Consider the following 25,468-nt stretch of genomic DNA (forward strand, 5'->3'; position numbering starts at 1 on the left):
TCAGCCGCGCCGCCGCACCGTCATGAGCCCGTTGTTCTTCGGGCAGGAGGCAACCCCACGCGAGTGCCACTTCTCGTTGGGTGCCGTAGACGTTTCAATGGTGAAGTGCCGCAGTACGGTTCGTAGCACGATGTCCATTTCCATATTGGCGAAGGCTGCCCCGACGCACCGTCGGGTGCCCCCGCCGTAGGGAACCCACGAATTGCCGGGCTTGGTGTTCATGAAGCGTTCGGGGTCGAAACGTTCCGGGTTGGGGAAGGCGACTGGATCGTCGTGCATGAGGTTGATGCTCACCACGAGGGAGTGCCCCCGCGGGATCCGGTAGGGCCCGATATCGACATAGGGCGCCAGCACGTGGCGGCCGGCGAAGTCGATCACCGGCCGACTGCGTTGCACCTCAAGGATCGTCGCTTGGCGGAATTCACTGCTCTCGGTCTGGGCTTCTTCGGCTAGGCGGGACAACACCTGCGGATAGCGGGTGATTCGTTCGAATGCCCATGCCAGGGTGGTGGCGGTGGTTTCGTGGCCGGCCGCCAGCAGGGTGAGCAGTTCATCGGAGACATCGCTGCGCGACATCGTGGTGCCGTCGTCGTAGGTGGAACGCAGGAGCAAGGCCAGGATGTCGGTGCGATCCTCGAAATCCGGTGCTGCGAAGGCCTTGTCGATGAGCGCCTCAATCACCTCGTTGTACCGTGCTCGGTAGGTCTTGAGTCGGCCCCAGGGACTGAAGCGTCCGTAGTTGCGCCGGGGCTGTGGCAATCGGGTTGTGCTGGAGGCGAGCGCAACCCACGGTGGGATGAGCTGGCGCAGCTCGTCAAGCTCGGCGCCGTCGGCGCCGAAGACCGCGCGCAGGATCGCATTGAGCGTGATCCGCATCATCGGTTCCATGGTTTCGAACTGCCGGCCCTCGGGCCATGATGCACACTCGCGCAGCGTCTCCTGCTCGATGATCTGCTCGTACTGAACCATGGCCTTGCCATGGAACTTTGGTGCGAGCAGCTTGCGGCGGTGCCGATGCTCGTTGCGCTCCAAGGCGAACACCGAGCCGGGCCCTAGCTGCTGGCTCAGATTGGGCTGGATGTTGCCCAGAATCTCGGTGCTGGTGGTGAACACCTGCCGGGTGAGGTCCGGGTCCGCCACCACCACCGTGTGTCCGAACTTCGGGATATTGATCGTGTAGACCTTCCCGTACCGCTTCGCGAACCGGCTCGTGGTCCAGCGGCGCGAGGCCACGAAGGCGATCCCCTGGACCAGTTTGGGAAGCCCCACGAGTGGGGGCGCGATGGGCTCGGGCGTATCGGCTTCTCGGTCGATGGTTGAGCTCTCGGTCACGTCACCCTCCACGGCGTTGTGGTGTTAGTAGACATGTGTCTGATAGCACAGCCTACATCTGTCATGTCGGTCACACCAGGGGGAATCGCGGGAGATTTCTCCGGCGGGTCGACTTGACAGGGGTAACTCTGGCACCATGGACCTCGTCTGTCGCACAGGTGGCCGGGGTCTTGGAGGACACGTTGATAACTCGATGGGCGACCGCGCTGGTCGTCACCGCTGTTCTCGCGCTGGTCGCCCCAGTTTCGGTGACGTCTGGGACCGCGCACGCCGAACCCATGGCGGCAGGCAAGGACTTCTCGAAACCGGCCGTCGTCATCCTGGGGTACGGCCTCAAGCCCGACGGTTCGATGCGAGACAAGCTGTACCAGCGGGTGGCCACCGGCCGAGCGATCGCCAACATGTTCCCGAATTCATTCATCATCGTCACCGGAGGCAATCCGCAAAATGGCGTGTCGGAGGCCGAGCAGATGCGCAATATGCTTGTCGGTCTTGGATATCCATCCGATCGGATCGTCGTGGAGCCGCGGGCCAACAGCACCGTGCAGAACGCGCAGTTCTCGGTTCCATTGGCCAAACAGGCCGGTGCCTCGGGAATCATCCTGGTGACCAACTCGACTCACCAGCAGCGCGCAGACCGGAACTTCGCCGATGCGGGCGGCAATGTGCTGGCCACCGCGAGTTTTCCCGATGGGGACATGCCCGCCAATATCGGCCAGTTCATGCGCGACGTCATCAGCCCCTTCCGCTGAGCGCGGGAATGTTCCCGCCCGCCGAGTAGGTTGACCGACTAAAGCGCTCATCGGTGTGCGCTGCGCGGGCCCAGGGCCCAGCGCATCTGGACGCATACCGCATAGGAGTTCATTTGTGACCGCCGTCGTCGACGCACGCGTACAGCCCGCGCTGCCGGTGTCCCCACGGGTCCGTCGTGCCGCTATCTTCGCGCTGGCCATTGGTGGATTCGGGATCGGGACAACCGAGTTCGTAGCGATGGGACTGCTGCCCAATATCGCGCACGGCCTCGGTGTCAGCGAACCCCAGGCCGGCCACGTCATCAGTGCCTATGCGCTCGGTGTGGTTGTCGGCGCACCGGTCATCGCCGCGCTCACGGCGCGCGCCTCGCGCCGCCTGCTGCTCATCGCGCTCATGATCGCCTTCACCGTCGGCAATGCCGCGACGGTGTTCGCGCCGGGATATGGGGCGCTCATCGTCTCGCGGTTTGTTTCCGGACTTCCGCACGGCGCCTACTTTGGAGTGGCGGCCCTAGTGGCGGCGCATCTGGCGGGCCCCGCCGATCGCGCCAAGGCGGTCGGCCAGACGATGCTCGGGCTGTCGGTCGCCAACGTCGTGGGGGTGCCCGCTGCCACCTGGCTGGGCAATGCGGTGGGTTGGCGCTCGGCCTTCGCCGTAGTCGCGATCATCGGTGTGGTCACCATCGCGGCGTTGCTGCGGTACTTGCCGGGGTTGACGGATATGACGATCACCAATCCACTCACCGAGCTCGGGGCGCTGCGTCGCGCGCAGGTGTGGTTCACGCTGCTGATCGGCGTCGTGGGCTTCGGGGGCATGTTCGCCTTCTACACCTACATCAGCACCACACTCACGAGCGTGTCCGGATTGCCGGCGGCCATGGTGCCGCTTGCGCTGGCGCTCTACGGAATCGGCATGGTCACCGGCAACGTACTGGGCGGCTGGATGGCCGATCGCAGTGTGGTCAAGTCGATCGCCACCGGTCTGGTTCTCGTGGCCGTGATGCTGGTGATTTTCGCGGTAGTGTCCGGAAATCTTTGGGCCGCACTGATGCTGGTGTTCGCAGTGGGACTGTCGGGGACGCTGCTGGTGCCCGCGCTGCAGACTCGGCTCATGGACGTCGCCGATGACGCCCAGACCTTGGCGGCCGCGCTCAACCACTCGGCGCTCAATGTCGCCAACGCGGGTGGGGCCTGGCTCGGGGGGCTCGTCATCGCCGCTGGGTACGGCTACCGGGCTCCGTCACTCGTGGGAGCAGTGCTGGCGGTTGCGGGGCTGGGGGTGCTGGCGCTGTCGCTGCTGTACGCCCGGCGGCGGTCCACCGGCTGACTAGATCTGCGGGATGCCGTTGGGTGCCATCGTGGGCGGAGTGAAGGTCGGCGGCGGCATGAAACACGGTGGGACGCCGGGTGCGTAGGGAGGCACGCACGGCTGCGGGAAGCACTGCTGTCCGTTCCATCCCGACGGCTGATTGAACGGACACATCGGAATCGGATCTGCGTACGCGACCGGTGCCCCACCGAGGATCAATGCCGTCCCGATCGCACCAATCACGGCTTTCTTCAGCACGCATTCAATTCTATGGGAATAGCCTTTGGGTATGGCCGGGAGCAGCGAAGGTAAATCGGTACGCAAAGAATCATTCTGGGCCAGGTGGCGCGCTCACCTGATAGCGGCCGTTGCATTGCTGCTGGCGTTGGCGGTCCTGTACTTCGCGCTCTCGGCGTTCATTCCGCGCTGGTGGGCGCAGCGTATCGGCGATATGTCGGGCCACGGTAGCTTCGCCAAGGGAATCGGATCGGGTCTGATGCTGGGCCTCATCTGTACCGGAATTCCGCTGCTGCTGGTGATGTCGGCATTTCTGCTCTGGCGCCGCCGCGGTGGGAAATTCTTCGCCGGGGTACTGGCGCCGCTCGCATTGATTATCGCCGTGCCCAACCTCATGACGCTGACGATTGTGCTGGGCACCAGCGACTCTGCGCATGCCGGTGAGCGGGTTCTCGATGTCGAGGCGCCGGGGTTCCGGGGAGCGACCGCCATCGGGGCGATAGTCGCGCTGTTGATTGTTCTGGTCGTTGTCTACGTCGTGGTGCGCAACAGGCGCCGACGAGCGAAGGCGGAGAAGCAGCGGGTTCGTGAGGCCGCCGTGGCGCAGGATCCCGCGACCGAATGAATGTGTGTGCCCTCGGCAGGAATCGAACCTGCGGCCTTCTGCTCCGGAGGCAGACGCTCTATCCCCTGAGCTACGAGGGCATCAGGGCTTGGTAAGACTAGCGGGGACAGCCTAACGCATCCACTCGGGCGCCCCGACCACCGTTTCGGTCGCGGGTAAAGGATTCGGGGCCTGGATACCCCAGCCCATAGGATGATCGCCGTGACTCCCGCCGACCTCGCCGACCTGCTACGTTCCACCGCTACCACGGTGTTGGACGAGCGAGGCCTGGACACGTCGGCGTTACCGGCCATCGTGACCATCGAACGGCCTCGTAATCCCGAGCACGGCGACTATGCCACCAACGTGGCCTTGCAGGTCGCTAAGAAGGTGGGTGTGCCCCCGCGTGACCTGGCCACCTGGCTCGCCGAGGCGCTCACTGCCAACGCCGCCATCGCCGCGGCCGAGATCGCCGGACCCGGGTTTGTGAATCTGCGGATCGCCGCCGACGCGCAGGGCGCCATCGTCGCGAATGTCCTCAACGCGGGGGAGACCTACGGCAACTCCGATGCGCAGGCCGCGCACACCATCAACCTCGAATTCGTCTCCGCCAATCCGACGGGGCCGATCCACATCGGCGGCACCCGCTGGGCCGCGGTAGGTGACGCGCTGGGTCGCCTGCTTGCCCGTCAGGGCGCCAAGGTCACCCGCGAGTACTACTTCAACGACCACGGCGCGCAGATTGACCGATTTTCCCGGTCGCTCATCGCCGCCGCCGAGGGCAAGGAAGCTCCGGAGGACGGCTACGCCGGCGATTACATCGCCGATATCGCCAAGCAGGTTGTCGCCAAGCGCCCCGACGCACTCTCTCTTTCCGAAGACGAGAAGGCCGAGGCGTTCCGTGCTGTAGGTGTCGACCTGATGTTCACCCACATCAAGGAGTCTCTGCACGAATTCGGCACGGACTTCGACGTTTTCACCCATGAGGACTCGATGCACACCTCGGGCCGGGTGCAGGAGGCGATCGCGCAGCTGCGCAAGACCGGCAACATTTACGAGAAGGACGGTGCGTCCTGGTTGCGTTCGAGCAACTTCGGCGACGACAAGGACCGCGTCGTCATCAAGAGTGACGGCCAACCCGCCTACATCGCCGGTGACATCGCCTACTATCTCGACAAGCGTGAGCGCGGCTTCGACCTGTGCATTTACATGCTCGGCGCCGACCACCACGGCTACATCGCACGGCTGAAAGCCGTTGCGGCGGCACTGGGTTACGACGCCAACAGCGTCGAGGTGCTCATCGGCCAGATGGTCAACCTGGTGCGCGACGGCCAGCCCGTCCGGATGTCCAAGCGCGCCGGCACCGTCATCAGCCTCGACGATCTGGTGGACGCCATCGGGGTTGACGCCGCGCGCTACGCGTTGATCCGCTCCTCGGTGGACACCTCGATCGATATCGACCTGGAGCTCTGGGCCTCGGCATCGAGCGAAAACCCGGTCTACTACGTGCAATACGCGCACGCACGGATGTGCGCGCTGGCGCGCAACGCCGGTGATCTGGGCCTGGAGCACTCCATCGATCACCTCGAACTGCTCACCCATGAGAAGGAGGGTGCGCTCATCCGCGGTCTCGGCGAGTTCGGTCGAATCTTGGAGAGCGCTGCGGATCTGCGCGAACCGCACCGTGTCGCACGGTATCTGGAGGACATCGCCGGCGACTACCACCGGTTCTACGACTCGTGCCGGGTGCTCCCGCAAGGAGATGAGACACCCGGACCCCTCAACCAGGCACGGCTCGCGCTGTGTCTGGCCACCCGTCAAGTCATCGCCAACGGCCTGGACATCCTCGGTGTGAGCGCACCGGAGCGGATGTGAGCGCGCACCCGGCAGGCCCCCGCCACGCAGAAGGGGAACAGCACACCGTCATGACCAGTGCACCACCGGTCAATCCGACCGAACTAGCGCCGAATGTATGGCCGCGCAATGCTTCTCGCGGTACAGATGGTGAGGTCACCCTCGCGGACCTGACCGTCTCCGAGCTTGCCGAGGAGTACGGCACCCCGCTTTTCGTCATCGACGAGGACGATTTCCGCTCGCGCTGCCGGGATATGGCCGCGGCATTCGGCGGCGCTGCGCGCGTGCACTACGCCTCGAAGGCTTTTCTGTGCACCGAGATTGCGCGGTGGATCAAGGATGAAGGGCTGGGTCTCGACGTCTGCTCGTCGGGAGAGCTCGCCATTGCGCTGCGGGCGGACTTCCCGCCGGAGCGAATCGCGCTGCACGGCAACAACAAGTCCGAGGCCGAGCTGACGCAGGCGGTCGAGGTCGGCGTCGGACACATCGTCGTCGATTCGATGATCGAGATCGAGCGTCTCGATGCCATCGCGGGCAATGCCGGTGTGGTGCAGGACGTTCTGGTGCGCGTGACCGTCGGCGTCGAGGCGCACACCCACGAGTTCATCTCCACCGCCCACGAGGACCAGAAGTTTGGGCTTTCGCTCGCGGGCGGGCAGGCGCTGGAAGCCGTGCGTCGCGTCTTCGCCACCGACAACCTGCGACTCGTCGGCCTGCACAGCCACATCGGGTCGCAGATCTTCGATGTCGACGGGTTCGAGGTCGCGGCGCACCGTGTGATCGGGCTGCTGCGCGATGTAGTCGCTGAGTTCGGCACCGAGAAGACCGCACAGCTCAACATCATCGACCTCGGCGGTGGCCTCGGCATCAGCTATGTGCCCTCCGACGATCCTCCCCCCATCGAGGATCTGGCCGCCAAGCTCGGGGTGATCGTGCGCACCGAATCAGCGCTGGCCGGTCTGCCCGAGCCGAAGTTGGTGATCGAGCCGGGCCGCGCCATCGCCGGACCCGGCACCGTCACGCTCTATCGCGTGGGCACCACCAAGGACGTGATTCTGTCGAACGGTCAGCGCCGGTACGTCAGTGTTGACGGCGGCATGAGCGACAACATCCGCACCTCGCTGTACCAGGCCGAGTACCACCCGCAGCTGGTGTCCCGCGATACCGATGTCGCGCCGGTGCTGTCCCGGGTGGTCGGAAAGCACTGCGAAAGCGGCGATATCGTGGTCAGGGACGCATGGCTGCCCGAGGACGTGGCGCCAGGCGACTTACTGGCGGTGGCGGCGACCGGCGCCTATTGCTATTCGATGTCCAGCAGGTACAACCTGCTGACCCGCCCGGCGGTCATCGCCGTCAAGGACGGAAAAGCGCGACTGATCCTGCGGCGCGAAACCGTCGAGGATTTGGTGAGTTTGGAGGTAAGTGAATGACGGCCACCGTAGGCAGCCCCATAGGTGTAGCGATCCTGGGCCTGGGCAATGTTGGTAGTGAAGTAGCGCGCATCATGGAGAGCAGCGCAAGCGATCTCGCTGCCCGCATCGGTGCCCCGCTCGAGATTCGGGGGATCGGCGTGCGGCGCGTCGCTGATGACCGCGGCGTGCCCGTCGACCTGCTCACCGACGACATCGACGCCCTCGTTGCCCGCGATGACGTCGATATTGTGGTCGAGCTCATGGGCCCGGTGGAACCCGCACGCCGCGGCATCTTGGCCGCGCTCAACGCCGGCAAGTCGGTGGTCACCGCCAACAAGGCACTGCTGGCGCAATCGGCCGGCGAGCTCGCCGAGGCCGCCGAAAAGGCAAGGGTTGACCTCTACTTCGAGGCGGCCGTGGCCGGCGCCATCCCGGTGATCCGCCCGCTGACCCAGTCGCTGGCCGGCGACTCGGTGATCCGGGTATCCGGAATCGTCAATGGCACCACCAACTACATCCTGTCCGCCATGGATAACACCGGGGCGGGTTACGCCAACGCCCTCGCCGAGGCAGGGGAGCTCGGTTACGCCGAGGCCGACCCGACCGCCGATGTCGAGGGCTACGATGCCGCCGCCAAGGCCGCGATTCTCGCGTCCATCGCCTTCCACACCCGTGTGAGCGCCGAGGACGTGTATCGCGAGGGCATCACCAAGATCAGCGCCGAGGACTTCGAGTCCGCCCGCGCCTTGCAGTGCACCATCAAACTGCTGTCCATCTGCGAACGACTGGCTGATGCCGAGGGGCGCCAATGGGTTTCGGCTCGGGTCTACCCGGCGCTGGTGCCGTTGACGCACCCGCTGGCGAGCGTGAACGGCGCGTTCAACGCCGTCTTCGTCGAGGCGGAAGCCGCCGGGGAGCTCATGTTCTACGGCCAGGGCGCCGGCGGCGCACCTACTGCCTCTGCGGTGCTCGGCGATCTAGTGATGGCGGCCCGCAACCGGGTCCAGGGCGGGCGTGGCCCGCGGGCGTCTCGATACGCCCAGCTGCCCATCGCCCCGATCGGGCTCATCCCGACGCGGTACTACGTGCGCATGCGCGTCGCCGACAAGCCCGGCGTGCTGGCCACCGTCGCCGCCGAATTCTCCAAGCGTGAGGTCAGCATCGCCACCGTCCGCCAGGAGGGCGAGGTCGACGAGACCGGTGCCCGGCTGGTCGTGCTCACGCACAAGGCGACCGACGCTGCTCTCTCGGAAACAGTTGCCGCACTTGCCGATCTCGATGTGGTGCTGGGTGTCGCAAGCGTCATCCGGCTGGAAGGAACACAAGAGTGACCGTTCACACCCCTTGGCCGGGTCTCATCGCCGCGTACCGTGACCGCCTTCCGATTGGCGAGAACTGGACACCCGTCACGCTGCGCGAGGGTGGCACGCCGCTACTACCCGCCGCGCGACTCTCCGAGCTCACCGGCTGCACGGTGCACTTGAAGGTCGAGGGCCTCAACCCCACCGGATCGTTCAAGGACCGGGGCATGACGATGGCCGTCACCGATGCGCTGGCCCGTGGCCAGCGAGCGGTGCTGTGCGCTTCGACCGGAAACACCTCCGCCTCCGCCGCCGCCTACGCGGCCAAGGCGGGCATCACCTGCGCGGTGTTGATCCCCCAGGGCAAGATCGCCATGGGCAAGCTCGCCCAGGCCGTCATCCACGGTGCGCGAATCATCCAGGTGGATGGCAACTTTGACGACTGTCTGGAATTGGCGCGCAAGACCACGGCGGACTACCCGACCATCGCACTCGTCAACTCCGTCAACCCGGTACGCATCGAGGGCCAGAAGACCGCCGCGTTCGAGATCATGGATGCCCTTGGTACGGCTCCCGACATCCACGCGCTGCCGGTGGGCAACGCGGGGAACATCACCGCTTACTGGCGCGGCTACAACGAGTACTACCGCGACGGACTGTCCGACAGGCTGCCCAAAATGCTGGGCGCTCAGGCCGCCGGCGCGGCGCCGCTGGTGAATGGGGCGCCCGTCGCGAATCCGGAGACCATCGCCACTGCCATCCGGATCGGATCACCGGCGTCGTGGTCGGGTGCTGTTGCCGCACAGCAGGAGTCGGGCGGCAAGTTTCTGGCCGTCACCGACGAAGAGATTCTCAACGCCTACCGCCTGGTCGCCTCCAGTGAGGGTGTTTTCGTGGAGCCGGCCTCAGCGGCCAGCATCGCTGGTCTGCTGAAATCGGTTGCAGACGGCTGGGTTCCGAAGGGTTCCACCGTGGTCTGCACGGTGACGGGTAACGGCCTGAAGGACCCCGATAACGCGCTGAGTGGAATGCCTGACGTGACCCCCATCCCGGTGCATGCGAGCGCGGTTGCAGAGGCGCTGGAACTCGCGTGAGCGTGCTGAGCCTGCCGGCGGGGCTGTCCACCGCGGTGGTGGTGCCCGCCTCGAGCGCGAATCTGGGCCCAGGCTTCGACTGTCTCGGTATCGCGCTGTCGCTGTATGACGAGATCGCGGTCAGCACAACAGAATCCGGTCTGAAGGTGGCTGTCGAGGGTGAGGGCGCCGGCGAGGTTCCGCTAGACAGCAGTCACCTCGTGGTGCGCGCCATTGAACGCGGGCTCGCCGTTGGGGGAGTTGCGGCACCTGGTCTGATCGTTGAGTGCCGCAACAAGATTCCGCACTCCCGCGGACTGGGCTCGTCGGCGGCGGCGGCGGTGGCGGGGCTGGGGGCCGCGAACGGACTACTCGCCAAGGCGGGGCGGCCGGTGTTGTCCGATGCGGTGCTGGTGCAGCTGGCCTCGGAATTCGAGGGGCATCCCGATAACGCGGCGGCCAGTGTGCTCGGGGGAGCGGTCGTCTCGTGGATGAGCCGCTCGGGCGAAGACAATCAGGGGTGGATGAGTCGCTCGGGCGAAGGCAATCAGGGGTTGATGAGCCGCTCGAGCGAAGATGGACAGCCTTTGTCGGAAACCTCGGGTGAGGCGCCCGCCTATGCGGCCACTCGTCTCGATGTGCACCCGGATATCAGGATTGTTGCGGCCATCCCGGAGGAACAGTCTTCGACCGCACACACTCGGGTGTTGCTCCCTGAGGTGGTATCCCATGTAGATGCTAGATTTAATATTAGCCGTGCGGCGTTGCTGACCGTCGCGCTCACCACTCGGCCGGACCTGCTCATGACCGCCACCGAGGATCGTCTGCATCAGCCGCAGCGCGCTTCCGCGATGCCGGCATCGGCGGAGGTTTTGGGGTTCCTGCGCCGCCAAGGGGTTGCGGCGGTCCTTTCCGGTGCCGGACCTGCGGTGTTGGCGCTGACCACAGCCGAGCTGCCCGGCTCTGCGACGAATTACGCTGAAGATCAAGGGTTCTCACTCGTGTCGATGTCGGTGTCGGCGGGTGTGTCGGTTCGATAATCGACGTTATGGCTGGTGAGCCGGGGGACTCGCCGGGGGGTGCTTGTTGCTTGATGCCCATCAGAGGGTTATCCTCGGTATCAGTCCCCAGCAATTGCAGCTTCTGCGCACCTGTGCCGAGAACGAGGACGATCACAAATTCTTCCTGATAATTCAGTCGTCGCCGCCACGCGGCGATATTGGGCAAGGTCGATGGTGAGCTGCCATTTCTCTGGACCTCGCGCGGCCCTATCTGTGTGGGCCCGCAGCATGAACTTCGCGGTCAGCAACCTAACTGGCCGAAGTCAGACCCCTCGCCCCATGTTTGGCGGGGGAAGGAAAGGAAATCCGTGACCGATACGGACCTCATCGCGACCGAAGCTGCCCAAGATTCCGCCGACGCGCCCACCGCATCTTCTGGTGAACGCGCCAAGGAGCGGCGGGGTGGTGATGGCCTCGGTGCGCTGTCGACAATGGTATTGCCGGAGCTGCGTGCCCTGGCCAGCCAGGTAGGCGTCAAGGGCACCTCCGGAATGCGCAAGGGCGATTTGATCGCCGCCATTCGTGAGCATCAGGGTGCGCTCAGCGCGCCGAAGAACAATCAGGCGACTACCCGGGCCCAGCAGCCCCAGGCGTCCACTGCGCCCGCCGAGCCCGCCCAGACAGCACTGGATCTGCCGACTGAGGCGCCTAAATCCGTGGTAGAGGCAGAATCCGCTAAGGGCGTCGAGAGCAAGGACGCCGAGAACAAGGGCGCTGAGAGCAAGGACGCCGAGAAGACCGGAGCCTCCCGCGATAGCGAGAACCGCGGCGAGCGGTCTCGGAACCAGAACCGCAACCAGAACCGGAACGCCGACGGCGAGCGCAAGCAGCAGAACGGCGCCGGCGACAACGCCGACAACACCGAGAGCTCCGGCCGCGACGGCGGCCAGAAGAATCAGAATCAAGACAACAGCCAGGGCAATCGCAACAACAACAACGATGACGACGAGGGCGGCAGAGGACGGCGTGGCCGTCGCACCCGGGAACGTCGCCGTGGTCGTGACCGCAACAGCAACGAGGGCGGCGTCGGTGGCGACACCGAGCTGCGCGAGGACGATGTCGTCCAGCCAGTGGCCGGCATCCTCGATGTTCTGGACAACTACGCCTTCGTGAGGACGTCCGGGTACTTGGCCGGCCCCAACGACGTGTACGTGTCCATGAACCTCGTGCGCAAGAACGGGTTGCGTCGTGGTGATGCAATCACCGGCGCCGTGCGGGTGCCGCGCGATCCGGACGCGTCCAGAGACAATCAGCGCCAGAAGTTCAACCCGCTGGTGCGCCTCGACACCGTCAACGGCGGTCCCGTCGAAGACGCCAAGAAGCGCCCCGACTTCACGAAGTTGACCCCGTTGTACCCGAACCAGCGGCTGCGGCTGGAAACCACCACCGAGAAGCTGACGACCCGTGTGATCGACCTGATCATGCCGATCGGCAAGGGTCAGCGTGCGTTGATCGTGTCCCCGCCCAAGGCGGGTAAGACCACGATCATGCAGAACATCGCCAACGCGATCTCGGCCAACAACCCCGAGTGCCATCTGATGGTGGTGCTGGTGGATGAGCGGCCCGAAGAGGTCACCGACATGCAGCGCTCGGTCAAGGGCGAGGTCATTGCCTCGACGTTCGACCGGCCGCCGTCAGACCACACCCAGGCTGCCGAGCTGGCCATCGAGCGCGCCAAGCGCCTCGTTGAGCAGGGCAAGGACGTGGTGGTGCTGCTGGACTCGATCACCCGTCTGGGTCGTGCGTACAACAACGCCTCTCCAGCATCGGGCCGCATCCTGTCCGGTGGTGTCGATTCCACCGCGCTGTACCCGCCCAAGCGGTTCCTCGGCGCGGCCCGCAATATCGAGCATGGCGGTTCGCTGACGATCATCGCCACCGCGATGGTCGAGACCGGCTCCACCGGTGACACCGTCATCTTCGAGGAGTTCAAGGGCACCGGTAACGCCGAGCTCAAGCTCGACCGCAAGATCGCCGAGCGCCGGGTGTTCCCAGCCGTTGACGTCAACCCGTCGGGTACCCGCAAGGACGAGCTGCTGATGAGCGGTGACGAGTTCGCGATCGTGCACAAGCTGCGTCGCGTGCTCTCGGGTCTGGATTCGCATCAGGCCATCGATCTGCTGATGAGTCAGCTGCGCAAGACCAAGACCAACTACGAGTTCCTAGTGCAGGTCTCGAAGAACACGCCGAATGTCCCCGGCGCCGACGAGACGCAGTACAGCTAGATCGTGTCCACTGCCGTCACGCAGTAGGTGCGGGGCGGCAGTGGATAGGTGATCGGCGTGGTGCTGTCCGGGCATGGCGCACCGTCGGTTTCGGTCCGGCTCAGTACCCGGAACGGATTCGCGCTCGCCAGCCCACCGCAGCTGTTGTTGAGTTTGATGATCTTGGTGAACATGTCGTCTTCGTAGCAGTGTCCGGCGACGAGATTTTCGACTAAGCAGAGCTTGCCGGCGCTCTTGAACCCCACCTCGAGGCTGTACTCGACATAACTTTCGTTGGGGCACTTGGTGTCCGCGCCGATCCGGCTGGCCACCGTGTAGCTCGGGTCACGATCGCAGGGCGCGTCCGAGGCATTGACATTGCCCAATCCGCTGGCGGCCTTGGTCAGTATCAGACACTGGCCTACCGAGTATTTGTCGAGTTCCTTGCGTGCGTCGGACTCGGCGTTCTTTTCGCTCATCCAGTGGCGCACGAAGAAGACGATGACGCCCACCACGAGGGCAATCACCACCCGCTTGAGAAATCTGAACCACCACGGCTTTTGTTTTACGGCCCCGGTCATTTTCGCCCCCGTCTCGAATCTGTCAGCAAACGTGGTGCACAGTATCACCGGTACGGGTCAGTGATCTCTCTGAGCCTGGTCAGGCTGTCGACCATCTGGTCGTAAGCTTTGGGGCCCAGGTGCTTTCGCCATTCCGTGTACATGTCGGCAACCTCCAGGGCGGCGGTGCCCGCTAGCTCCTTGCCGAGGGGCGTCAACGTCACCAGGCGGGCTCGACCGTCAGATGGGTCGGGTACGCGCGTTACGTATCCGCTTCGCTCCAACTCATCCACGAGCGCGCCCGCGGTTTGTTTCGTGACGTCCGTCTGCTCTGCCAAGTCGGTGAGGCGAGAACCGCGTTCATGGTCTAGCCGTGCCAGGAGCCTCGCCTGTGCCTGGGTGATATCGGCCCCGGCGGTCGCTACTGCGTTCATGGTGCGTCGCTCGGCGGCGCGAAGCGCCACAAACATGAGCAGGGCTGGATTCGATGGGGCCATCCCATTGACTTTAGTACGATGACCTGACTATTTTAATCAGTATTCCTGACTAAAGGGGGTGTGGTGGACACCGATGTCATGTGGGGGCATATCGACGCCGAGCGATCCGGCGTTGCGGACATGCTCAGCGGACTCACCCCGCAGCAGTGGTCGACACCGTCGCTGTGTACGGGCTGGACGGTTCGCGATGTAGCGGTCCACCTCACCCAAGCACACACCGGCTTTGGGCGCTTGCTCAAGATGGCCATCAGGTCGGGCTTCCGGTTCAACACCATGATTCGTCGTGCCGCGGTGGAAGAGGACATGACGCAGGACCAGGTGGTTGCCGCATTGCGGGGGATGGTCGGGTCACGACGCAAGGCGCCCGGCGCATTTCCACTCCTTGATGTGATCATCCACGGCCAAGACATCGCGGTACCGCTGGGTATTGAGCGATCGATGCCGGTGGACGCCGCCATCGATTCCGCCCAACAGCTGTGGGGCATGCGATTTCCACTCAACCCGTCGCGCCAACTCCGCGGGCTCTCGATTCGGGCCACCGATGCCGAATTCACTGTCGGGGAGGGGCCGGAGGTGACCGGACCCATCCGGGACATTGTGCTGGTGCTCTCCGGCCGACAGGCCGGGCTGGCCGGCCTGTCGGGTGCCACGGGCAGAATTAGGTTGGGTGCCTAGGTCAGAGCGTCAGCCGACGGAAGCCAGCGGGATCCAGATGCCGAACAACCAGAAACCCCAGGTCCGGAATCCGTCATCCCAGATCGGCTGAACCCGGTTTCCCCAGTAGTCGAATGCCGGCGGCGGCGAACCCCAGCGGTCGGGGAGCGGGCCGCGCCACTCGGCACGAGGCGGCGGCGCCCAGCCCCACGGTGGTCGCTGGTTGTAATGCCACGGGTTATCGCGCCACTCGCGGCGATCGTCGCGCCAGTCCCTGTCGTGATCGCGTCGATTTCCGTTGTCGCACCAACTGTCGTTACCGCGCCAGTTTCCATTGTTGCGCCAGCCGTCGTGATCGCCCCAGTCATCGTCGTCGCCGTGAGGGCGATTCGGATGATCCTGGGTGTATCCGGGCGGTCCCGCGGGCTGCGCGTGCGCCGGAATAGCACCTATCCCAAGCGTGCCGATCGTCAATGCGCCGACGATTACCCCATGGGTCACAAGGCTTTTCAGATTCATGTGCGACTCCTGTCCGATTATCTCGGCGGTTCGCCCCGACTCAACCGATGTACAAACCTTCAACAGCAGCACCGCGATGGTTATGCCGTGGCTGCCGTATGGACTATCGATGGGATGTCAACGGCCGTTACATGCTTGGGTCAGGCTGGAATCACGGCTGCGGGATGCCCGGAATCGGAGGAATCGGAGGAGCCTGGGGAATGGGCGGTACCTCGGTGCCCTGCGGAATCGGCGGCGCCTGGGGGATAGGTGGAGCTGGCGGGGGTGTGATCGGGTCGGCGTTGGCCAGGCCCTGGGCACCTGCGAAGGTGGCCAAGCCCATTGCCGCGGCGGAGGCGCTCGTTACGATCAATCTCTTGATGTCCATGCTGTGTCCTCTCCGAGTCGGCTTCCTGATTCGGCGTGCTGTTCCCCAACGTACGCCGGGAATATGGCGCTCGTCGGCGTCGTTAGGTTCTGCGTAACTGAGCTGGCATAATGGCCTCTCAGCCTTATGGAGGGTTCCGGTTCACGCCCACAAGCGACCCGGCGACCACAACAAGCGGAGGAACAGCAATGAAATCGGGTATCCACCCCAACTATGTCGAGACCAGCGTGGTCTGTGGCTGTGGTAACACCTTTACCACCCACAGCACCAAGGACAGCGGCCACATCGTGGTCGAGGTCTGCTCACAGTGCCACCCGTTCTACACGGGCAAGCAGAAGATCCTGGACAGCGGCGGTCGCGTCGCCCGGTTCGAGGCGCGGTATGGCAAGCGCAAGGCCGCAGCCGACAAGTAGCTTTCTTGCCGACGCCCGGATCTGCCCTAGTGCAGGCCGGGCGTCGGTTTTTTTGTAGACCATCCCCGTAGGCGAACGTGAGGAGGGCGCATGAGCGAGACGCCGCTGATCGAAGCGATGCTGGCCGAGCATGCCGACCTAGAGAAGCAACTGGCCGACCCGGCGCTGCATGCCGATGCGGGAGCGGCCCGTAAGGCGGGCCGCAGGTTCGCGATGCTGTCGCCGATCGTCGCGGCCCACCGCAAGCTCGCCGCGGCCCGCGACGACTTGGACACCGCCCGGGAGCTATCGGCGGATGATCCGTCGTTTGCCGATGAGGTGACCGAGTTGGAGGCCTCGATCGCCGAGCTGGAGATCCAGCTCTCGGACATGCTGGCGCCCCGCGACCCCCACGATGGTGATGACATCCTGCTCGAGGTGAAATCCGGTGAGGGCGGTGAGGAGTCGGCGCTGTTCGCTGCCGATCTGGCCCGCATGTACATCAGGTACGCCGAGCGGCACGGCTGGAAGGTCACGGTGCTCGACGAGACCGAGTCGGACCTCGGCGGCTACAAGGACGCCACCCTGGCCATCGCCAGCAAGGGGAATAGCTCCGACGGTGTCTGGTCACGGCTGAAGTTTGAAGGTGGGGTGCACCGCGTCCAGCGTGTTCCCGTCACCGAATCCCAAGGGCGCGTACATACTTCGGCGGCCGGTGTACTTGTCTACCCCGAGCCCGAAGAGGTCGAGGAAATCCAGATCGACGAATCGGATCTGCGGATCGATGTGTACCGCTCCTCGGGTAAGGGCGGCCAGGGCGTCAACACCACCGATTCAGCGGTTCGCATCACCCATCTGTCGACGGGGATCGTGGTCACCTGCCAGAACGAGCGCTCGCAGCTGCAGAACAAAGCCCGCGCCATGCAGGTGCTGGCGGCCCGGTTACAGGCCCTCGCTGAGGAGCAGGCACAGGCTGATGCGTCGGCTGGCCGCGCCAGCCAGATCCGCACTGTGGACCGCAGCGAGCGGATCCGCACTTACAACTTCCCGGAGAATCGGATCACCGATCACCGCGTCGGATTCAAGGCGCATAACTTGGATCAGGTGCTCGACGGGGATCTGGATGCGCTGTTCGACGCGTTGGCCGTGGCCGACCGGAAGGCCCGCCTGCAGGAGGCGTGATGCAGGTACGCCAACTGATCGACGAGGCGGTTGAATCGCTCACCCGGGCAGGTGTTTCCAGCCCGCAGGTAGATGCCGAAGAGCTCGCCGCGCATCTGCTGGGCACCCCGCGGATGCAATTGCGCTTCGCCGAGATCGGCCCGGGTTTCTCCGAGAGGTACCGCGAGCTGGTGGCTCGGAGGGCGCAGCGAGTCCCCCTGCAGCACTTGACCGGTAACGCCGCCTTCGGCCCTATCGAGGTGGCTGTGGGTCCCGGCGTGTTCATTCCGCGCCCGGAAACCGAGTCTCTGTACGCCTGGGCGGCGGGGGAGTTGGCGCCCCACGCGACGGTCGTCGAGCTCTGTGCCGGGTCGGCCGCACTTGCCATCGCCTTGTCGCGTCACGAGCCGACGGCTCGAGTGATTGCCGTCGAGCTCGATGAGCGGGCACTGACCTACTCCCGTCGGAATGCCGCGGAAACGCTCGTCGAGGTGATCCAGGCCGATGCGACCGCGCCTGCGCTGCTGACCGAGCTCGACGGCACGGTCGATCTGATCGTCGCTAATCCGCCGTACATCCCCGAGGGTGTCGAGCTGGAGCCTGAAGTGGCGCAGCATGATCCGTCGATCGCCCTGTTCGCGGGCGTCGATGGGCTGTCGGTCATCGCGCCTATCGTGACGGCGGCCGGGCGGCTCTTGGCCGTGGGCGGTGTCATCGGTGTGGAGCACGATGACACCAACGGCGACGGAACGCGCGGGTTATTCACTGCCAGTGGACTATTCGATGACGTCACGCAGCGCTACGACCTGGTCGGCCGGCCGCGATTCGTCACTGCACGTCGCAAAACCTCGACGTCATAGACTGGTCGGGTGACTGTCGTCTACGACTGCCAGGACGCCGCGACTCGCCAGAAGGGTCTCGACGCGGCGGTGAGCGCGCTGAAGGTAGGCGAGCTGGTGGTCATGCCCACCGACACCGTCTACGGACTGGGTTGTGACGCGTTCGATTCCAACGCGGTATCGGCTCTACTCGCGGCCAAGGGGCGGGGTCGAGACATGCCTGTCGGCGTACTGGTGGGGTCGTGGCACACCATCGACGGGCTGGTGTTCGCCGTACCGCCGGCGGCCCGCGAGCTCATCGAGGCCTTCTGGCCGGGGCCGCTGAGCATCATCGTGACGCACGCGCCGTCGCTGTCCTGGGACCTCGGCGATGCCCAGGGGAGCGTGATGCTGCGGATGCCTTTGCACCCGGCGGCCATCGACCTCCTGCGCGCCGTCGGTCCGATGGCGGTGTCCAGTGCCAACGTCTCGGGCCAACCCGCGGCGCTCACCGCCGCGGATGCCCGCAGTCAATTGGGCGACACGGTTGCGGTGTACCTGGACGGCGGCACCGCGGAGCTGGGCGCGGCATCGACAATCGTCGACCTGACCGGGCCGGTACCGCTGATCGTGCGGGAGGGTCCGATCACCCGCGCACAGATCGTGGATGTGATCGGCGGTGCGGTCGGCCCCGCAGAAGCCGCCGAGACAGCGGAACCTACAGAATCTTGAAGTACGGTCAGACGCGTGAGTGAGCTGCTGGCCCTTGCCGATCGCGGCGCGGGTGTCCCGCTACGGGAACTTGCCCTGGTTGGGCTGACCGCGGCCATCGCGACGTTCTTCTGCACCGGTGGGGTCCGCCTGTTTGCGACCAGGGTGGGCGCGGTGGCGTATCCCCGCGAACGCGATGTGCACTTGCAGCCCACGCCCCGGATGGGCGGTCTCGGGATGTATTTCGGGGTGTGCGGTGCGATCTTCTTGGCCTCGCAACTACCGGCATTGACAAGGGGTTTCGTCTATTCGTCGGGATTGCCGGCGGTTGTGGTGGCAGGCGGCATCATCATGGTCGTCGGCCTCATCGACGACAAATGGGGCCTGGATGCGCTGACCAAATTCGCAGGTCAGGTCACCGCCGCCAGCGTCCTGGTCACCATGGGGGTGGCATGGAGCATGATCTACATCCCGTTTGGCGGGGTGGGGACCATCGTGCTGGACCAGATGTCTTCCATCCTGGTCACGCTGGCGTTAACGGTCTCAATCGTTAACGCCATGAACTTCGTGGACGGCTTGGACGGCCTGGCGGCCGGACTGGGGCTGATTACCGCGACCGCCATCTGCATCTTCTCCGTCGGGCTGCTGCGCAGCCACGGCGGCGATGTCCTGTACTACCCGCCCGCGGTGATCTCGGTGGTGCTGGCCGGGGCCTGCCTGGGTTTCCTGCCCCACAACTTTCATCGCGCCCGGATCTTCATGGGTGACTCCGGGTCGATGCTGATCGGCCTGATGCTGGCGGCCGCGTCGACGACTGCGGCGGGCCCTATTTCGCAGAGCTCCTACGGCGCCAAGGACATGTTTGTCTTGCTGTCACCATTCTTGCTGGTGATCGCGGTGCTGCTGGTACCGGCGCTTGATGCAATGCTGGCGATTATCCGGCGGACCCGCGCGGGCCGTAGCCCCTTCAGTCCGGACAAGATGCATCTGCATCACCGGCTGCTCCAGATCGGCCATTCGCATCGCAAGGCGGTGCTGATCATCTATTTGTGGGTGGCGATCATCGCCTTCGGCGCGGCCAGCACCATCTTCTTCGAACCCCGGTATGCCGGCGCGGTGGTTCTCGGCGCAATCGGTATCGCCATCGTCGCGACGGTCATCCCGCTGTTGCGCCGCGATGAACCTGATAGTTCGGTCGCCGCGGCCATGGGGCCGCCGGACGCCGAATCCGACCCGAGTTCGGTGGCGGCACCGGTCGTGTACGACGAAAAGTAGTAGGGGTGCATAACCGTCTCTACCATGTGATACGGTTCTGCCATACCCGAAAACTCACGGGTGCCGGCCACACCGGATCGGCGGATTCTGGGAAGATTTTCCGAAATAATCCCAGGCCCTGTCGGACCGTTTAACTGACCGACAGGGAGCTGCCCTTTGAGGTGAGTTCAGCGAGCCCGCGGACCTCCGATAAGGTCTGACACCGACGAACGCAGTTTTGTACGCCACCCCGACAAAGATGTGAGGTGACACCCCAGGTGACCGCGCCCCAGGCAAGCCCCGATGCCCCGTTAGTGCTTCCGGCATTGGCGTTCCGCCCGTTGCGTCTGACGGTTCTCTGTGGCGTTCTCGGTGCCCTGGCTCTGCTGGCCTCTGCCCTTCTTGGGAACTGGCAGCTCGGCGCATTCTTTGTTACCGGGCTCGGGCTCGGACTGGTGAACGCTCTCCTCGTTCGCCAATCCGCGGAAGTCATTACCGCGCAAGACAATCCAAGCAAGCAGAAAATGGCCATCAATTCCGCGGCGCGGTTGATGATCATTACCGTCCTCGCCCTGGTTATCGCGTATCTGTTCCGCCCCGCTGGTCTTGGGGTGTTGTTCGGAGTTGCGTTGTTCCAGGTGCTGCTGGTGTTGACCACCGCTGTGCCGGTGTGGAAAGGGATCCGTTCAGTGAGTAACGAGCAGGGCGCGGCATGAGCACCACGACTTTTCAGGCCGAGGGCGCTATCGAGGTTGGCCACCACACCCATTGGACGTGGCACGGCAACTTCTGGCCCTATGAGCTGACGTTCAACACCGACACCATCCTGGCGACTGCCATTGCCGGACTGATCGTTATTGCACTCGCGCTCTTCCTGCGTGCCAAGGTCACCTCGACCGGAGTGCCGAACGGTGTGCAGCTGTTCTTCGAAACGGTGACCGTCCAGTTCCGTAACCAGGTCGAGGCCGCGATTGGCATGAAGATCGCGCCGTTCGTGCTGCCGCTGGCCGTGACGATCTTCGTCTTTGTGCTCGTCTCGAACTGGCTGTCGGTACTGCCCGTGCAGTACAGCGCCAACGGTGCCACCGCTGAGCTGCTCAAGCCGCCGGCCTCCGATATCAACTACGTGCTGGCGCTGGCTCTGTTCGTGTTCCTCTGCTACCACGCTGCAGGGTTCATGCGGCGCGGCCTTATTGGTCACCCGATCAAGGTGATTAAGGGTCACGTTCCGGCCTTGGCGCTCATCAACATCGTCGAGGAGATCGCCAAGCCGATCTCGCTGTCGCTGCGGCTCTTCGGAAACATGTTTGCCGGCGGCATCATGGTTGCGCTCATCGCGATGTTCCCGGCGTACATCATGTGGGCGCCCAACGCCATCTGGAAAACGTTCGATCTGTTCGTCGGTCTGATCCAGGCCTTCATCTTCGCGCTGCTGACGATCCTGTACTTCAGCCAGTCGATGGAAACCGACGAACACCACTAATTACACAGACCAACCTGAATAGACCCCGGTAGCGCAGCTACCACTTAATAAGGAGGAAAGAGATGGCGGACCCGACAATTGTTGCTGGTGCCCTCATTGGCGGTGGTTTGATCATGGCCGGCGGCGCTATCGGCGCGGGAATCGGTGACGGTATCGCCGGTAACGCACTGATCTCCGGTGTGGCTCGCCAGCCCGAGGCTCAGGGCCGGCTGTTCACGCCGTTCTTCATCACCGTCGGTCTGGTTGAGGCTGCTTACTTCATCAACCTGGCCTTCATGGCGCTGTTCGTTTTCGCCACTCCCGGCGCTAGCTAATCGGCATGGGTGAATTGCACAGCGCCGTCGTGGCGCAGGCCGCCGAGCAGGGTGGGGAGAAGTCGAACTTCCTCATCCCCAACGGCACCTTCTTCGTTGTCCTGGCGATCTTCCTGATCGTGCTGGCGGTCATCGGCACCTTCGTCGTGCCGCCGATCCAAAAGGTGCTCACGGCACGCGAGGACATGGCCACCAAGACGGCCGAGGACAACCGGAACGCCGCTGAGCAATTCACCGCCGCCGAGGCTGACTACAAGGATGAGCTGGCCAAGGCGCGCGGTGCCGCAACTGCGGTGCGTGACGAGGCCAGGGCCGAGGGACGCGGAATTCTCGAGGACATGCGTCAGCGGGCCAATGCCGAAGCGACCGCCGTTAATGCGACGGCCGCCGAAGAGTTGGCCCGTCAAGGCGAGGCGAATTCCGGCGAGCTGGCGGCGAGCGTCGACAGCTTGTCTCGGACACTCGCCGAACGTGTTCTCGGCGTGAGCCTTTCGGAACCAGCGAGTGCAGGGCGAGGATAGGCGCAGATGTCGACATTTATCGGACAGCTCATCGGTTTCGCTGTCATCGTGTTCCTGGTGGTCAAGTTCGTGGTGCCGCCGGTACGCACGTTGATGGCCAAGCAGCAGGACACGGTGCGCCAGCAGCTGGCTGACAGCAAGACTGCGGCGGACAAGCTGGTCGAGGCCCAGGGTGCGCACGCCAAGGCCATCCAAGACGCCAAGGCCGACGCCGCCGAGATCGCGGAGGAAGCCAAGGCCGATGCCGTCCAGATTTCCAAGCAGCTGCGCGAGCAGGCTGACGCGGAGGTTGCGCGGATCGCGGTGCATGGCCAGGAACAGATCCTGCTGCAGCGTCAGCAGCTGATCCGTCAGCTCCGTGGTGATCTTGGTGCCGAATCCGTCAACCGCGCAGGCGATTTGGTTCGCTCGCACGTGAGTGACCCGACGGCGCAGTCCGCCACCGTCGATCGGTTCCTGGACGAGCTCTCCCAGATGGCCGGCAGTGTGAACACCGAACGTCGTCCGCTCGCCGCGGGTGGCGCCGGCCTGCACGCCGCGAGCCGCGAATCGCTCGCCGAGCAGGTAAAGGCCTTCCAGGCCAACGCGGTGTCGCTCGATAGCCTGACGCTGAATGCGCTAGCCGATGATCTGACCGCGGTCGCCGAGCTCCTCGTCAAGGAACTGGTGCTGCGTAAGCACCTGTCCGAGCCGGTCGACGCCAGTGAGCAGTCCGCCAAGGTCGCCCTGGTCGACTCGGTACTTGGATCCAAGATCGGACGGCCGGCGCTCGAAGTCGTGCGTGCGGCCGTGACCGCCCGTTGGTCTGCCTCCGGTGACCTGATCACCGCGATCGAATACATCGCCCGTCTCGCGCTGCTGGAGCGGGCCGAGCGCGACGGCCAGATCGACGATGTCGAGGACCAGTTGTTCCGTGTCAGCCGCATCCTCGACGCGGAGCCGCAGCTGAGCACGCTGCTGAGCAACACCGCCTCGCCTGCCGCCGACCGCGTAACACTGCTGAAGAACGTTCTCGCTGGCCGGTCCAACCTGATCGTGACCGGTCTGCTGGCGCAGACCGTGCGCCTGCTGCGTGGCAAGCGTGCTGATGTCGCCGTGCTTGAGGTCGCCGAGTTGGCAGTTGCCCGCCGTGATGAGTCGGTCGCGCACGTGAAGGCGGCAGCACCGGTCAGCGATGCGCAGATCGCGCGGCTGGCTCAGGTACTCGGACAGATCTATGGCCGCACCATCGCGGTGCAGTTGGATGTGGATCCCAACCTGCTGGGTGGCCTCGTCGTCAACGTCGGTGACGAAGAGATCGACGGCAGCCTGTCCACCCGGCTCTCCGCAGCCGCCCTCCATCTGCCCAATTAACCCCATATAGACGCATCCCCTAAAGACGAGCCAGGAACAGAAGGACGAGAAAAGCCATGACAGAGTTGACGATCTCCTCGTCGGATATCTCGGGCGCGATCGAGCAGTACGTCGCGACGTTCTCCGCCGACCCCTCACGCGAAGAAATCGGCATCGTCTCCGATACCGGTGACGGCATCGCCCACGTCGAGGGTCTGCCCTCGGTCATGACCCAGGAGCTCCTCGAGTTCCCGGGCGGCGTGCTAGGCGTGGCGCTGAACCTGGACGAGCGCAGCGTCGGCACCGTTATCCTCGGCGACTTCCACGGCATCGAAGAGGGCCAGCAGGTCAAGCGCACCGGCGAGGTGCTGTCGGTACCGGTGGGCGACGCCTTCCTGGGCCGCGTCATCAACCCGCTCGGCCAGCCGATCGACGGCCGCGGCGACATCGAGGCCGAGACCAACCGTGCCCTCGAGCTCCAGGCCGCGAGTGTGGTGGAGCGTCAAAGTGTTTCGGAGCCACTGCAGACCGGCATCAAGGCCATCGACTCGCAGACCCCGATTGGCCGCGGCCAGCGCCAGCTGATCATTGGCGACCGCAAGACCGGCAAGACCGCCGTCTGCGTTGACACGATCCTGAACCAGAAGCAGGCCTGGGAGACCGGTGACCCGGAGCAGCAGGTGCGCTGCATCTATGTCGCCGTCGGCCAGAAGGGTTCGACCATTGCTGCGGTGCGCCGCACCCTGGACGAGGCGGGCGCCCTCGAGTACACCACCATCGTCGCGGCCCCGGCCTCCGATGCAGCCGGCTTCAAGTGGCTTGCGCCGTACACCGGTTCGGCCCTTGGACAGCACTGGATGTACCAGGGCAAGCACGTCCTGATCGTGTTCGACGACCTGACCAAGCAGGCCGAGGCCTACCGCGCCATCTCGCTGCTGCTGCGCCGCCCGCCGGGCCGCGAGGCATACCCGGGTGACGTCTTCTACCTGCACTCGCGGCTGCTGGAGCGTTGTGCAAAGCTTTCCGACGCGCTGGGTGCCGGCTCGCTGACCGGTCTGCCGATCATCGAGACCAAGGCCAATGACATCTCGGCCTACATCCCGACCAACGTCATCTCCATCACCGACGGGCAGTGCTTCCTGCAGACCGACCTGTTCAACCAGGGCGTGCGCCCGGCCATCAACGTTGGTGTGTCGGTGTCCCGCGTGGGTGGTGCCGCACAGATCAAGGCCATGAAAGAAGTGGCCGGCTCGCTCCGCTTGGAGCTCTCGCAGTACCGCGAGCTGGAGGCCTTCGCGGCCTTCGCTTCCGATCTGGATGCCACCTCGAAGGCTCAGCTGGAGCGCGGTGCCCGCCTGGTCGAGCTGCTCAAGCAGTCGCAGAACTCGCCGTACCCGGTCGAGGAGCAGGTCGTCGCGATCTACCTGGGCACCGGTGGACACCTCGACTCGGTGCCTGTCGGTGACGTGATCCGTTTCGAGCGGGAGTTCCTGGACCACGTGCGCGGCTCCCACGCCGACATCCTGGCCGACATCAAGGGGACCAAGAAGTTCTCCGAGGACACCGAGACCAAGCTCACCGCCGCGATCAATGCCTTCAAGAAGAGCTTTGCCGCCACTGACGGCAGCTCGGTGGAGGTCAACGGCAAGGACTCGGGCGCGGCTCCTCTCGACGAGTCCGAGGTTGGCCAAGAGACCGTCCAGGTCCGCAAGCCGGCTCCGGCAAAAGCCAAGTAGAAGTAGGCAT

At 64.7% G+C, this 25,468-nt stretch carries 27 protein-coding genes and 1 tRNA gene; 21 read left to right on the top strand and 7 right to left on the bottom strand.

The window, feature by feature from the left end; genetic code table 11:
- Window positions 1–1,344: a cytochrome P450 gene (locus FZI91_RS10600; protein WP_162525694.1), complete on the bottom strand. Its 1,344-nt coding sequence runs from the start codon at window positions 1,342–1,344 to the stop codon at window positions 1–3.
- Window positions 1,345–1,502: 158 nt separating this feature from the next.
- Here FZI91_RS10600 and FZI91_RS10605 point away from each other — a divergent pair, with 158 nt between their 5' ends.
- Together FZI91_RS10605 and FZI91_RS10610 are read left to right on the top strand one after the other, a co-directional pair.
- Window positions 1,503–2,084, top strand: a complete 582-nt coding sequence (locus tag FZI91_RS10605) for a YdcF family protein (RefSeq protein WP_155939102.1) — start codon at window positions 1,503–1,505, stop codon at window positions 2,082–2,084.
- Window positions 2,085–2,199: 115 nt separating this feature from the next.
- Window positions 2,200–3,411 (top strand): MFS transporter, encoded by a 1,212-nt coding sequence (locus tag FZI91_RS10610; RefSeq protein ID WP_166548247.1) that lies wholly within the window; start codon window positions 2,200–2,202, stop codon window positions 3,409–3,411.
- Here FZI91_RS10610 and FZI91_RS10615 read toward each other — a convergent pair whose 3' ends face one another.
- Window positions 3,412–3,651 carry a hypothetical protein gene (locus FZI91_RS10615; protein WP_155938938.1) on the bottom strand — a complete coding sequence of 80 codons (240 nt, stop codon included), beginning with the start codon at window positions 3,649–3,651 and terminating at the stop codon, window positions 3,412–3,414.
- 31 nt (window positions 3,652–3,682) lie between these two features.
- Here FZI91_RS10615 and FZI91_RS10620 point away from each other — a divergent pair, with 31 nt between their 5' ends.
- Window positions 3,683–4,255 carry a permease gene (locus FZI91_RS10620; protein ID WP_155938939.1) on the top strand — a complete coding sequence of 191 codons (573 nt, stop codon included), beginning with the start codon at window positions 3,683–3,685 and terminating at the stop codon, window positions 4,253–4,255.
- Window positions 4,256–4,262: 7 nt separating this feature from the next.
- On the opposite strand, the gene FZI91_RS10625 is transcribed toward FZI91_RS10620, so the two are convergent.
- Window positions 4,263–4,335, bottom strand: a tRNA-Arg gene (locus FZI91_RS10625).
- 121 nt (window positions 4,336–4,456) lie between these two features.
- Between FZI91_RS10625 and argS the strand changes: the two genes are divergently transcribed.
- From argS to rho, 6 genes are all read left to right on the top strand, one after another.
- Window positions 4,457–6,109, top strand: a complete 1,653-nt coding sequence (argS, locus tag FZI91_RS10630) for an arginine--tRNA ligase (protein ID WP_162526159.1) — start codon at window positions 4,457–4,459, stop codon at window positions 6,107–6,109.
- Complete coding sequence (lysA, locus tag FZI91_RS10635; RefSeq protein ID WP_162526158.1) at window positions 6,106–7,518, top strand: diaminopimelate decarboxylase; 1,413 nt, start codon at window positions 6,106–6,108, stop codon at window positions 7,516–7,518. Before argS ends, lysA begins: the two co-directional genes overlap by 4 nt.
- The gene (locus tag FZI91_RS10640) at window positions 7,515–8,831 is read left to right on the top strand and encodes a homoserine dehydrogenase (RefSeq protein ID WP_155938942.1); all 1,317 of its coding nucleotides are present in this window, start codon (window positions 7,515–7,517) and stop codon (window positions 8,829–8,831) included. Before lysA ends, FZI91_RS10640 begins: the two co-directional genes overlap by 4 nt.
- Window positions 8,828–9,895, top strand: a complete 1,068-nt coding sequence (thrC, locus tag FZI91_RS10645; protein ID WP_162526157.1) for a threonine synthase — start codon at window positions 8,828–8,830, stop codon at window positions 9,893–9,895. The genes FZI91_RS10640 and thrC overlap by 4 nt, the downstream gene beginning before the upstream one ends.
- Window positions 9,896–9,897: 2 nt before the next feature.
- Complete coding sequence (gene thrB, locus FZI91_RS10650; RefSeq protein ID WP_396880083.1) at window positions 9,898–10,914, top strand: homoserine kinase; 1,017 nt, start codon at window positions 9,898–9,900, stop codon at window positions 10,912–10,914.
- Window positions 10,915–11,243: 329 nt separating this feature from the next.
- Window positions 11,244–13,160 (top strand): transcription termination factor Rho, encoded by a 1,917-nt coding sequence (gene rho / locus FZI91_RS10655; protein WP_162525673.1) that lies wholly within the window; start codon window positions 11,244–11,246, stop codon window positions 13,158–13,160.
- On the opposite strand, the gene FZI91_RS10660 is transcribed toward rho, so the two are convergent.
- Both FZI91_RS10660 and FZI91_RS10665 read right to left on the bottom strand, forming a co-directional pair.
- On the bottom strand, window positions 13,157–13,720 hold the full coding sequence (locus FZI91_RS10660; RefSeq protein WP_155938943.1) for a hypothetical protein: 564 nt from the start codon (window positions 13,718–13,720) through the stop codon (window positions 13,157–13,159). The genes rho and FZI91_RS10660 overlap by 4 nt on opposite strands.
- 44 nt (window positions 13,721–13,764) lie before the next feature.
- The gene (locus FZI91_RS10665) at window positions 13,765–14,196 is read right to left on the bottom strand and encodes a MarR family winged helix-turn-helix transcriptional regulator (protein ID WP_155938944.1); all 432 of its coding nucleotides are present in this window, start codon (window positions 14,194–14,196) and stop codon (window positions 13,765–13,767) included.
- Window positions 14,197–14,259: 63 nt separating this feature from the next.
- On the opposite strand from FZI91_RS10665, the gene FZI91_RS10670 reads away from it, so the two are divergent.
- Window positions 14,260–14,871, top strand: coding sequence for a maleylpyruvate isomerase family mycothiol-dependent enzyme (locus tag FZI91_RS10670; protein ID WP_162525672.1), 612 nt, complete (start codon window positions 14,260–14,262; stop codon window positions 14,869–14,871).
- A gap of 9 nt (window positions 14,872–14,880) precedes the next feature.
- Here FZI91_RS10670 and FZI91_RS10675 read toward each other — a convergent pair whose 3' ends face one another.
- Together FZI91_RS10675 and FZI91_RS10680 are read right to left on the bottom strand one after the other, a co-directional pair.
- Window positions 14,881–15,369 (bottom strand): hypothetical protein, encoded by a 489-nt coding sequence (locus FZI91_RS10675; RefSeq protein WP_155938945.1) that lies wholly within the window; start codon window positions 15,367–15,369, stop codon window positions 14,881–14,883.
- Window positions 15,370–15,520: 151 nt separating this feature from the next.
- Window positions 15,521–15,736 (bottom strand): hypothetical protein, encoded by a 216-nt coding sequence (locus tag FZI91_RS10680; protein WP_155938946.1) that lies wholly within the window; start codon window positions 15,734–15,736, stop codon window positions 15,521–15,523.
- A gap of 188 nt (window positions 15,737–15,924) precedes the next feature.
- Between FZI91_RS10680 and rpmE the strand changes: the two genes are divergently transcribed.
- The 11 genes from rpmE to atpA all read left to right on the top strand — a co-directional run bounded on the left by rpmE (window position 15,925) and on the right by atpA (window position 25,458).
- Entirely contained in the window at window positions 15,925–16,149 is a 225-nt protein-coding gene (rpmE, locus tag FZI91_RS10685; RefSeq protein WP_155938947.1) for a 50S ribosomal protein L31, read from the top strand.
- Window positions 16,150–16,239: 90 nt separating this feature from the next.
- On the top strand, window positions 16,240–17,310 hold the full coding sequence (gene prfA, locus FZI91_RS10690) for a peptide chain release factor 1 (protein ID WP_155938948.1): 1,071 nt from the start codon (window positions 16,240–16,242) through the stop codon (window positions 17,308–17,310).
- Complete coding sequence (gene prmC / locus FZI91_RS10695) at window positions 17,310–18,149, top strand: peptide chain release factor N(5)-glutamine methyltransferase (RefSeq protein ID WP_155938949.1); 840 nt, start codon at window positions 17,310–17,312, stop codon at window positions 18,147–18,149. The genes prfA and prmC overlap by 1 nt, the downstream gene beginning before the upstream one ends.
- Window positions 18,150–18,158: 9 nt before the next feature.
- Window positions 18,159–18,839 (top strand): L-threonylcarbamoyladenylate synthase, encoded by a 681-nt coding sequence (locus FZI91_RS10700; protein WP_162525670.1) that lies wholly within the window; start codon window positions 18,159–18,161, stop codon window positions 18,837–18,839.
- A gap of 15 nt (window positions 18,840–18,854) precedes the next feature.
- Window positions 18,855–20,093, top strand: coding sequence for a glycosyltransferase family 4 protein (locus FZI91_RS10705; protein WP_162525669.1), 1,239 nt, complete (start codon window positions 18,855–18,857; stop codon window positions 20,091–20,093).
- A gap of 257 nt (window positions 20,094–20,350) precedes the next feature.
- The gene (locus FZI91_RS10710) at window positions 20,351–20,788 is read left to right on the top strand and encodes an ATP synthase subunit I (protein ID WP_309224064.1); all 438 of its coding nucleotides are present in this window, start codon (window positions 20,351–20,353) and stop codon (window positions 20,786–20,788) included.
- Window positions 20,785–21,555, top strand: coding sequence for a F0F1 ATP synthase subunit A (gene atpB / locus FZI91_RS10715; RefSeq protein ID WP_155938950.1), 771 nt, complete (start codon window positions 20,785–20,787; stop codon window positions 21,553–21,555). Before FZI91_RS10710 ends, atpB begins: the two co-directional genes overlap by 4 nt.
- 62 nt (window positions 21,556–21,617) lie before the next feature.
- The gene (locus tag FZI91_RS10720) at window positions 21,618–21,869 is read left to right on the top strand and encodes a F0F1 ATP synthase subunit C (protein ID WP_005059842.1); all 252 of its coding nucleotides are present in this window, start codon (window positions 21,618–21,620) and stop codon (window positions 21,867–21,869) included.
- Window positions 21,870–21,874: 5 nt separating this feature from the next.
- On the top strand, window positions 21,875–22,390 hold the full coding sequence (locus tag FZI91_RS10725; protein ID WP_155938951.1) for a F0F1 ATP synthase subunit B: 516 nt from the start codon (window positions 21,875–21,877) through the stop codon (window positions 22,388–22,390).
- 6 nt (window positions 22,391–22,396) lie between these two features.
- Complete coding sequence (locus tag FZI91_RS10730; protein WP_155938952.1) at window positions 22,397–23,743, top strand: F0F1 ATP synthase subunit B/delta; 1,347 nt, start codon at window positions 22,397–22,399, stop codon at window positions 23,741–23,743.
- Window positions 23,744–23,799: 56 nt separating this feature from the next.
- Complete coding sequence (gene atpA / locus FZI91_RS10735; RefSeq protein WP_155938953.1) at window positions 23,800–25,458, top strand: F0F1 ATP synthase subunit alpha; 1,659 nt, start codon at window positions 23,800–23,802, stop codon at window positions 25,456–25,458.
- Window positions 25,459–25,468: the final 10 nt, after the last annotated feature.

It is taken from the genome of Mycobacteroides sp. CBMA 271 (genome assembly GCF_009729205.1).
Taxonomy (GTDB): Bacteria; Actinomycetota; Actinomycetes; order Mycobacteriales; family Mycobacteriaceae; genus Mycobacterium.

Excerpts from the sequence above, each read along its gene's own strand:
- FZI91_RS10675 (WP_155938945.1), bottom strand. The coding sequence starts at position 15,369 with ATGAATCTGAAAAGCCTTGTGACCCATGGGGTAATCGTCGGCGCATTG.
- FZI91_RS10680 (WP_155938946.1), bottom strand. The coding sequence starts at position 15,736 with ATGGACATCAAGAGATTGATCGTAACGAGCGCCTCCGCCGCGGCAATG.
- FZI91_RS10725 (WP_155938951.1), top strand. The coding sequence starts at position 21,875 with ATGGGTGAATTGCACAGCGCCGTCGTGGCGCAGGCCGCCGAGCAGGGT.
- FZI91_RS10620 (WP_155938939.1), top strand. The coding sequence starts at position 3,683 with ATGGCCGGGAGCAGCGAAGGTAAATCGGTACGCAAAGAATCATTCTGG.
- FZI91_RS10720 (WP_005059842.1), top strand. The coding sequence starts at position 21,618 with ATGGCGGACCCGACAATTGTTGCTGGTGCCCTCATTGGCGGTGGTTTG.
- prmC (WP_155938949.1), top strand. The coding sequence starts at position 17,310 with ATGCAGGTACGCCAACTGATCGACGAGGCGGTTGAATCGCTCACCCGG.
- FZI91_RS10665 (WP_155938944.1), bottom strand. The coding sequence starts at position 14,196 with ATGGCCCCATCGAATCCAGCCCTGCTCATGTTTGTGGCGCTTCGCGCC.
- FZI91_RS10660 (WP_155938943.1), bottom strand. The coding sequence starts at position 13,720 with ATGACCGGGGCCGTAAAACAAAAGCCGTGGTGGTTCAGATTTCTCAAG.
- rpmE (WP_155938947.1), top strand. The coding sequence starts at position 15,925 with ATGAAATCGGGTATCCACCCCAACTATGTCGAGACCAGCGTGGTCTGT.
- atpA (WP_155938953.1), top strand. The coding sequence starts at position 23,800 with ATGACAGAGTTGACGATCTCCTCGTCGGATATCTCGGGCGCGATCGAG.
- prfA (WP_155938948.1), top strand. The coding sequence starts at position 16,240 with ATGAGCGAGACGCCGCTGATCGAAGCGATGCTGGCCGAGCATGCCGAC.
- FZI91_RS10730 (WP_155938952.1), top strand. The coding sequence starts at position 22,397 with ATGTCGACATTTATCGGACAGCTCATCGGTTTCGCTGTCATCGTGTTC.
- atpB (WP_155938950.1), top strand. The coding sequence starts at position 20,785 with ATGAGCACCACGACTTTTCAGGCCGAGGGCGCTATCGAGGTTGGCCAC.
- FZI91_RS10640 (WP_155938942.1), top strand. The coding sequence starts at position 7,515 with ATGACGGCCACCGTAGGCAGCCCCATAGGTGTAGCGATCCTGGGCCTG.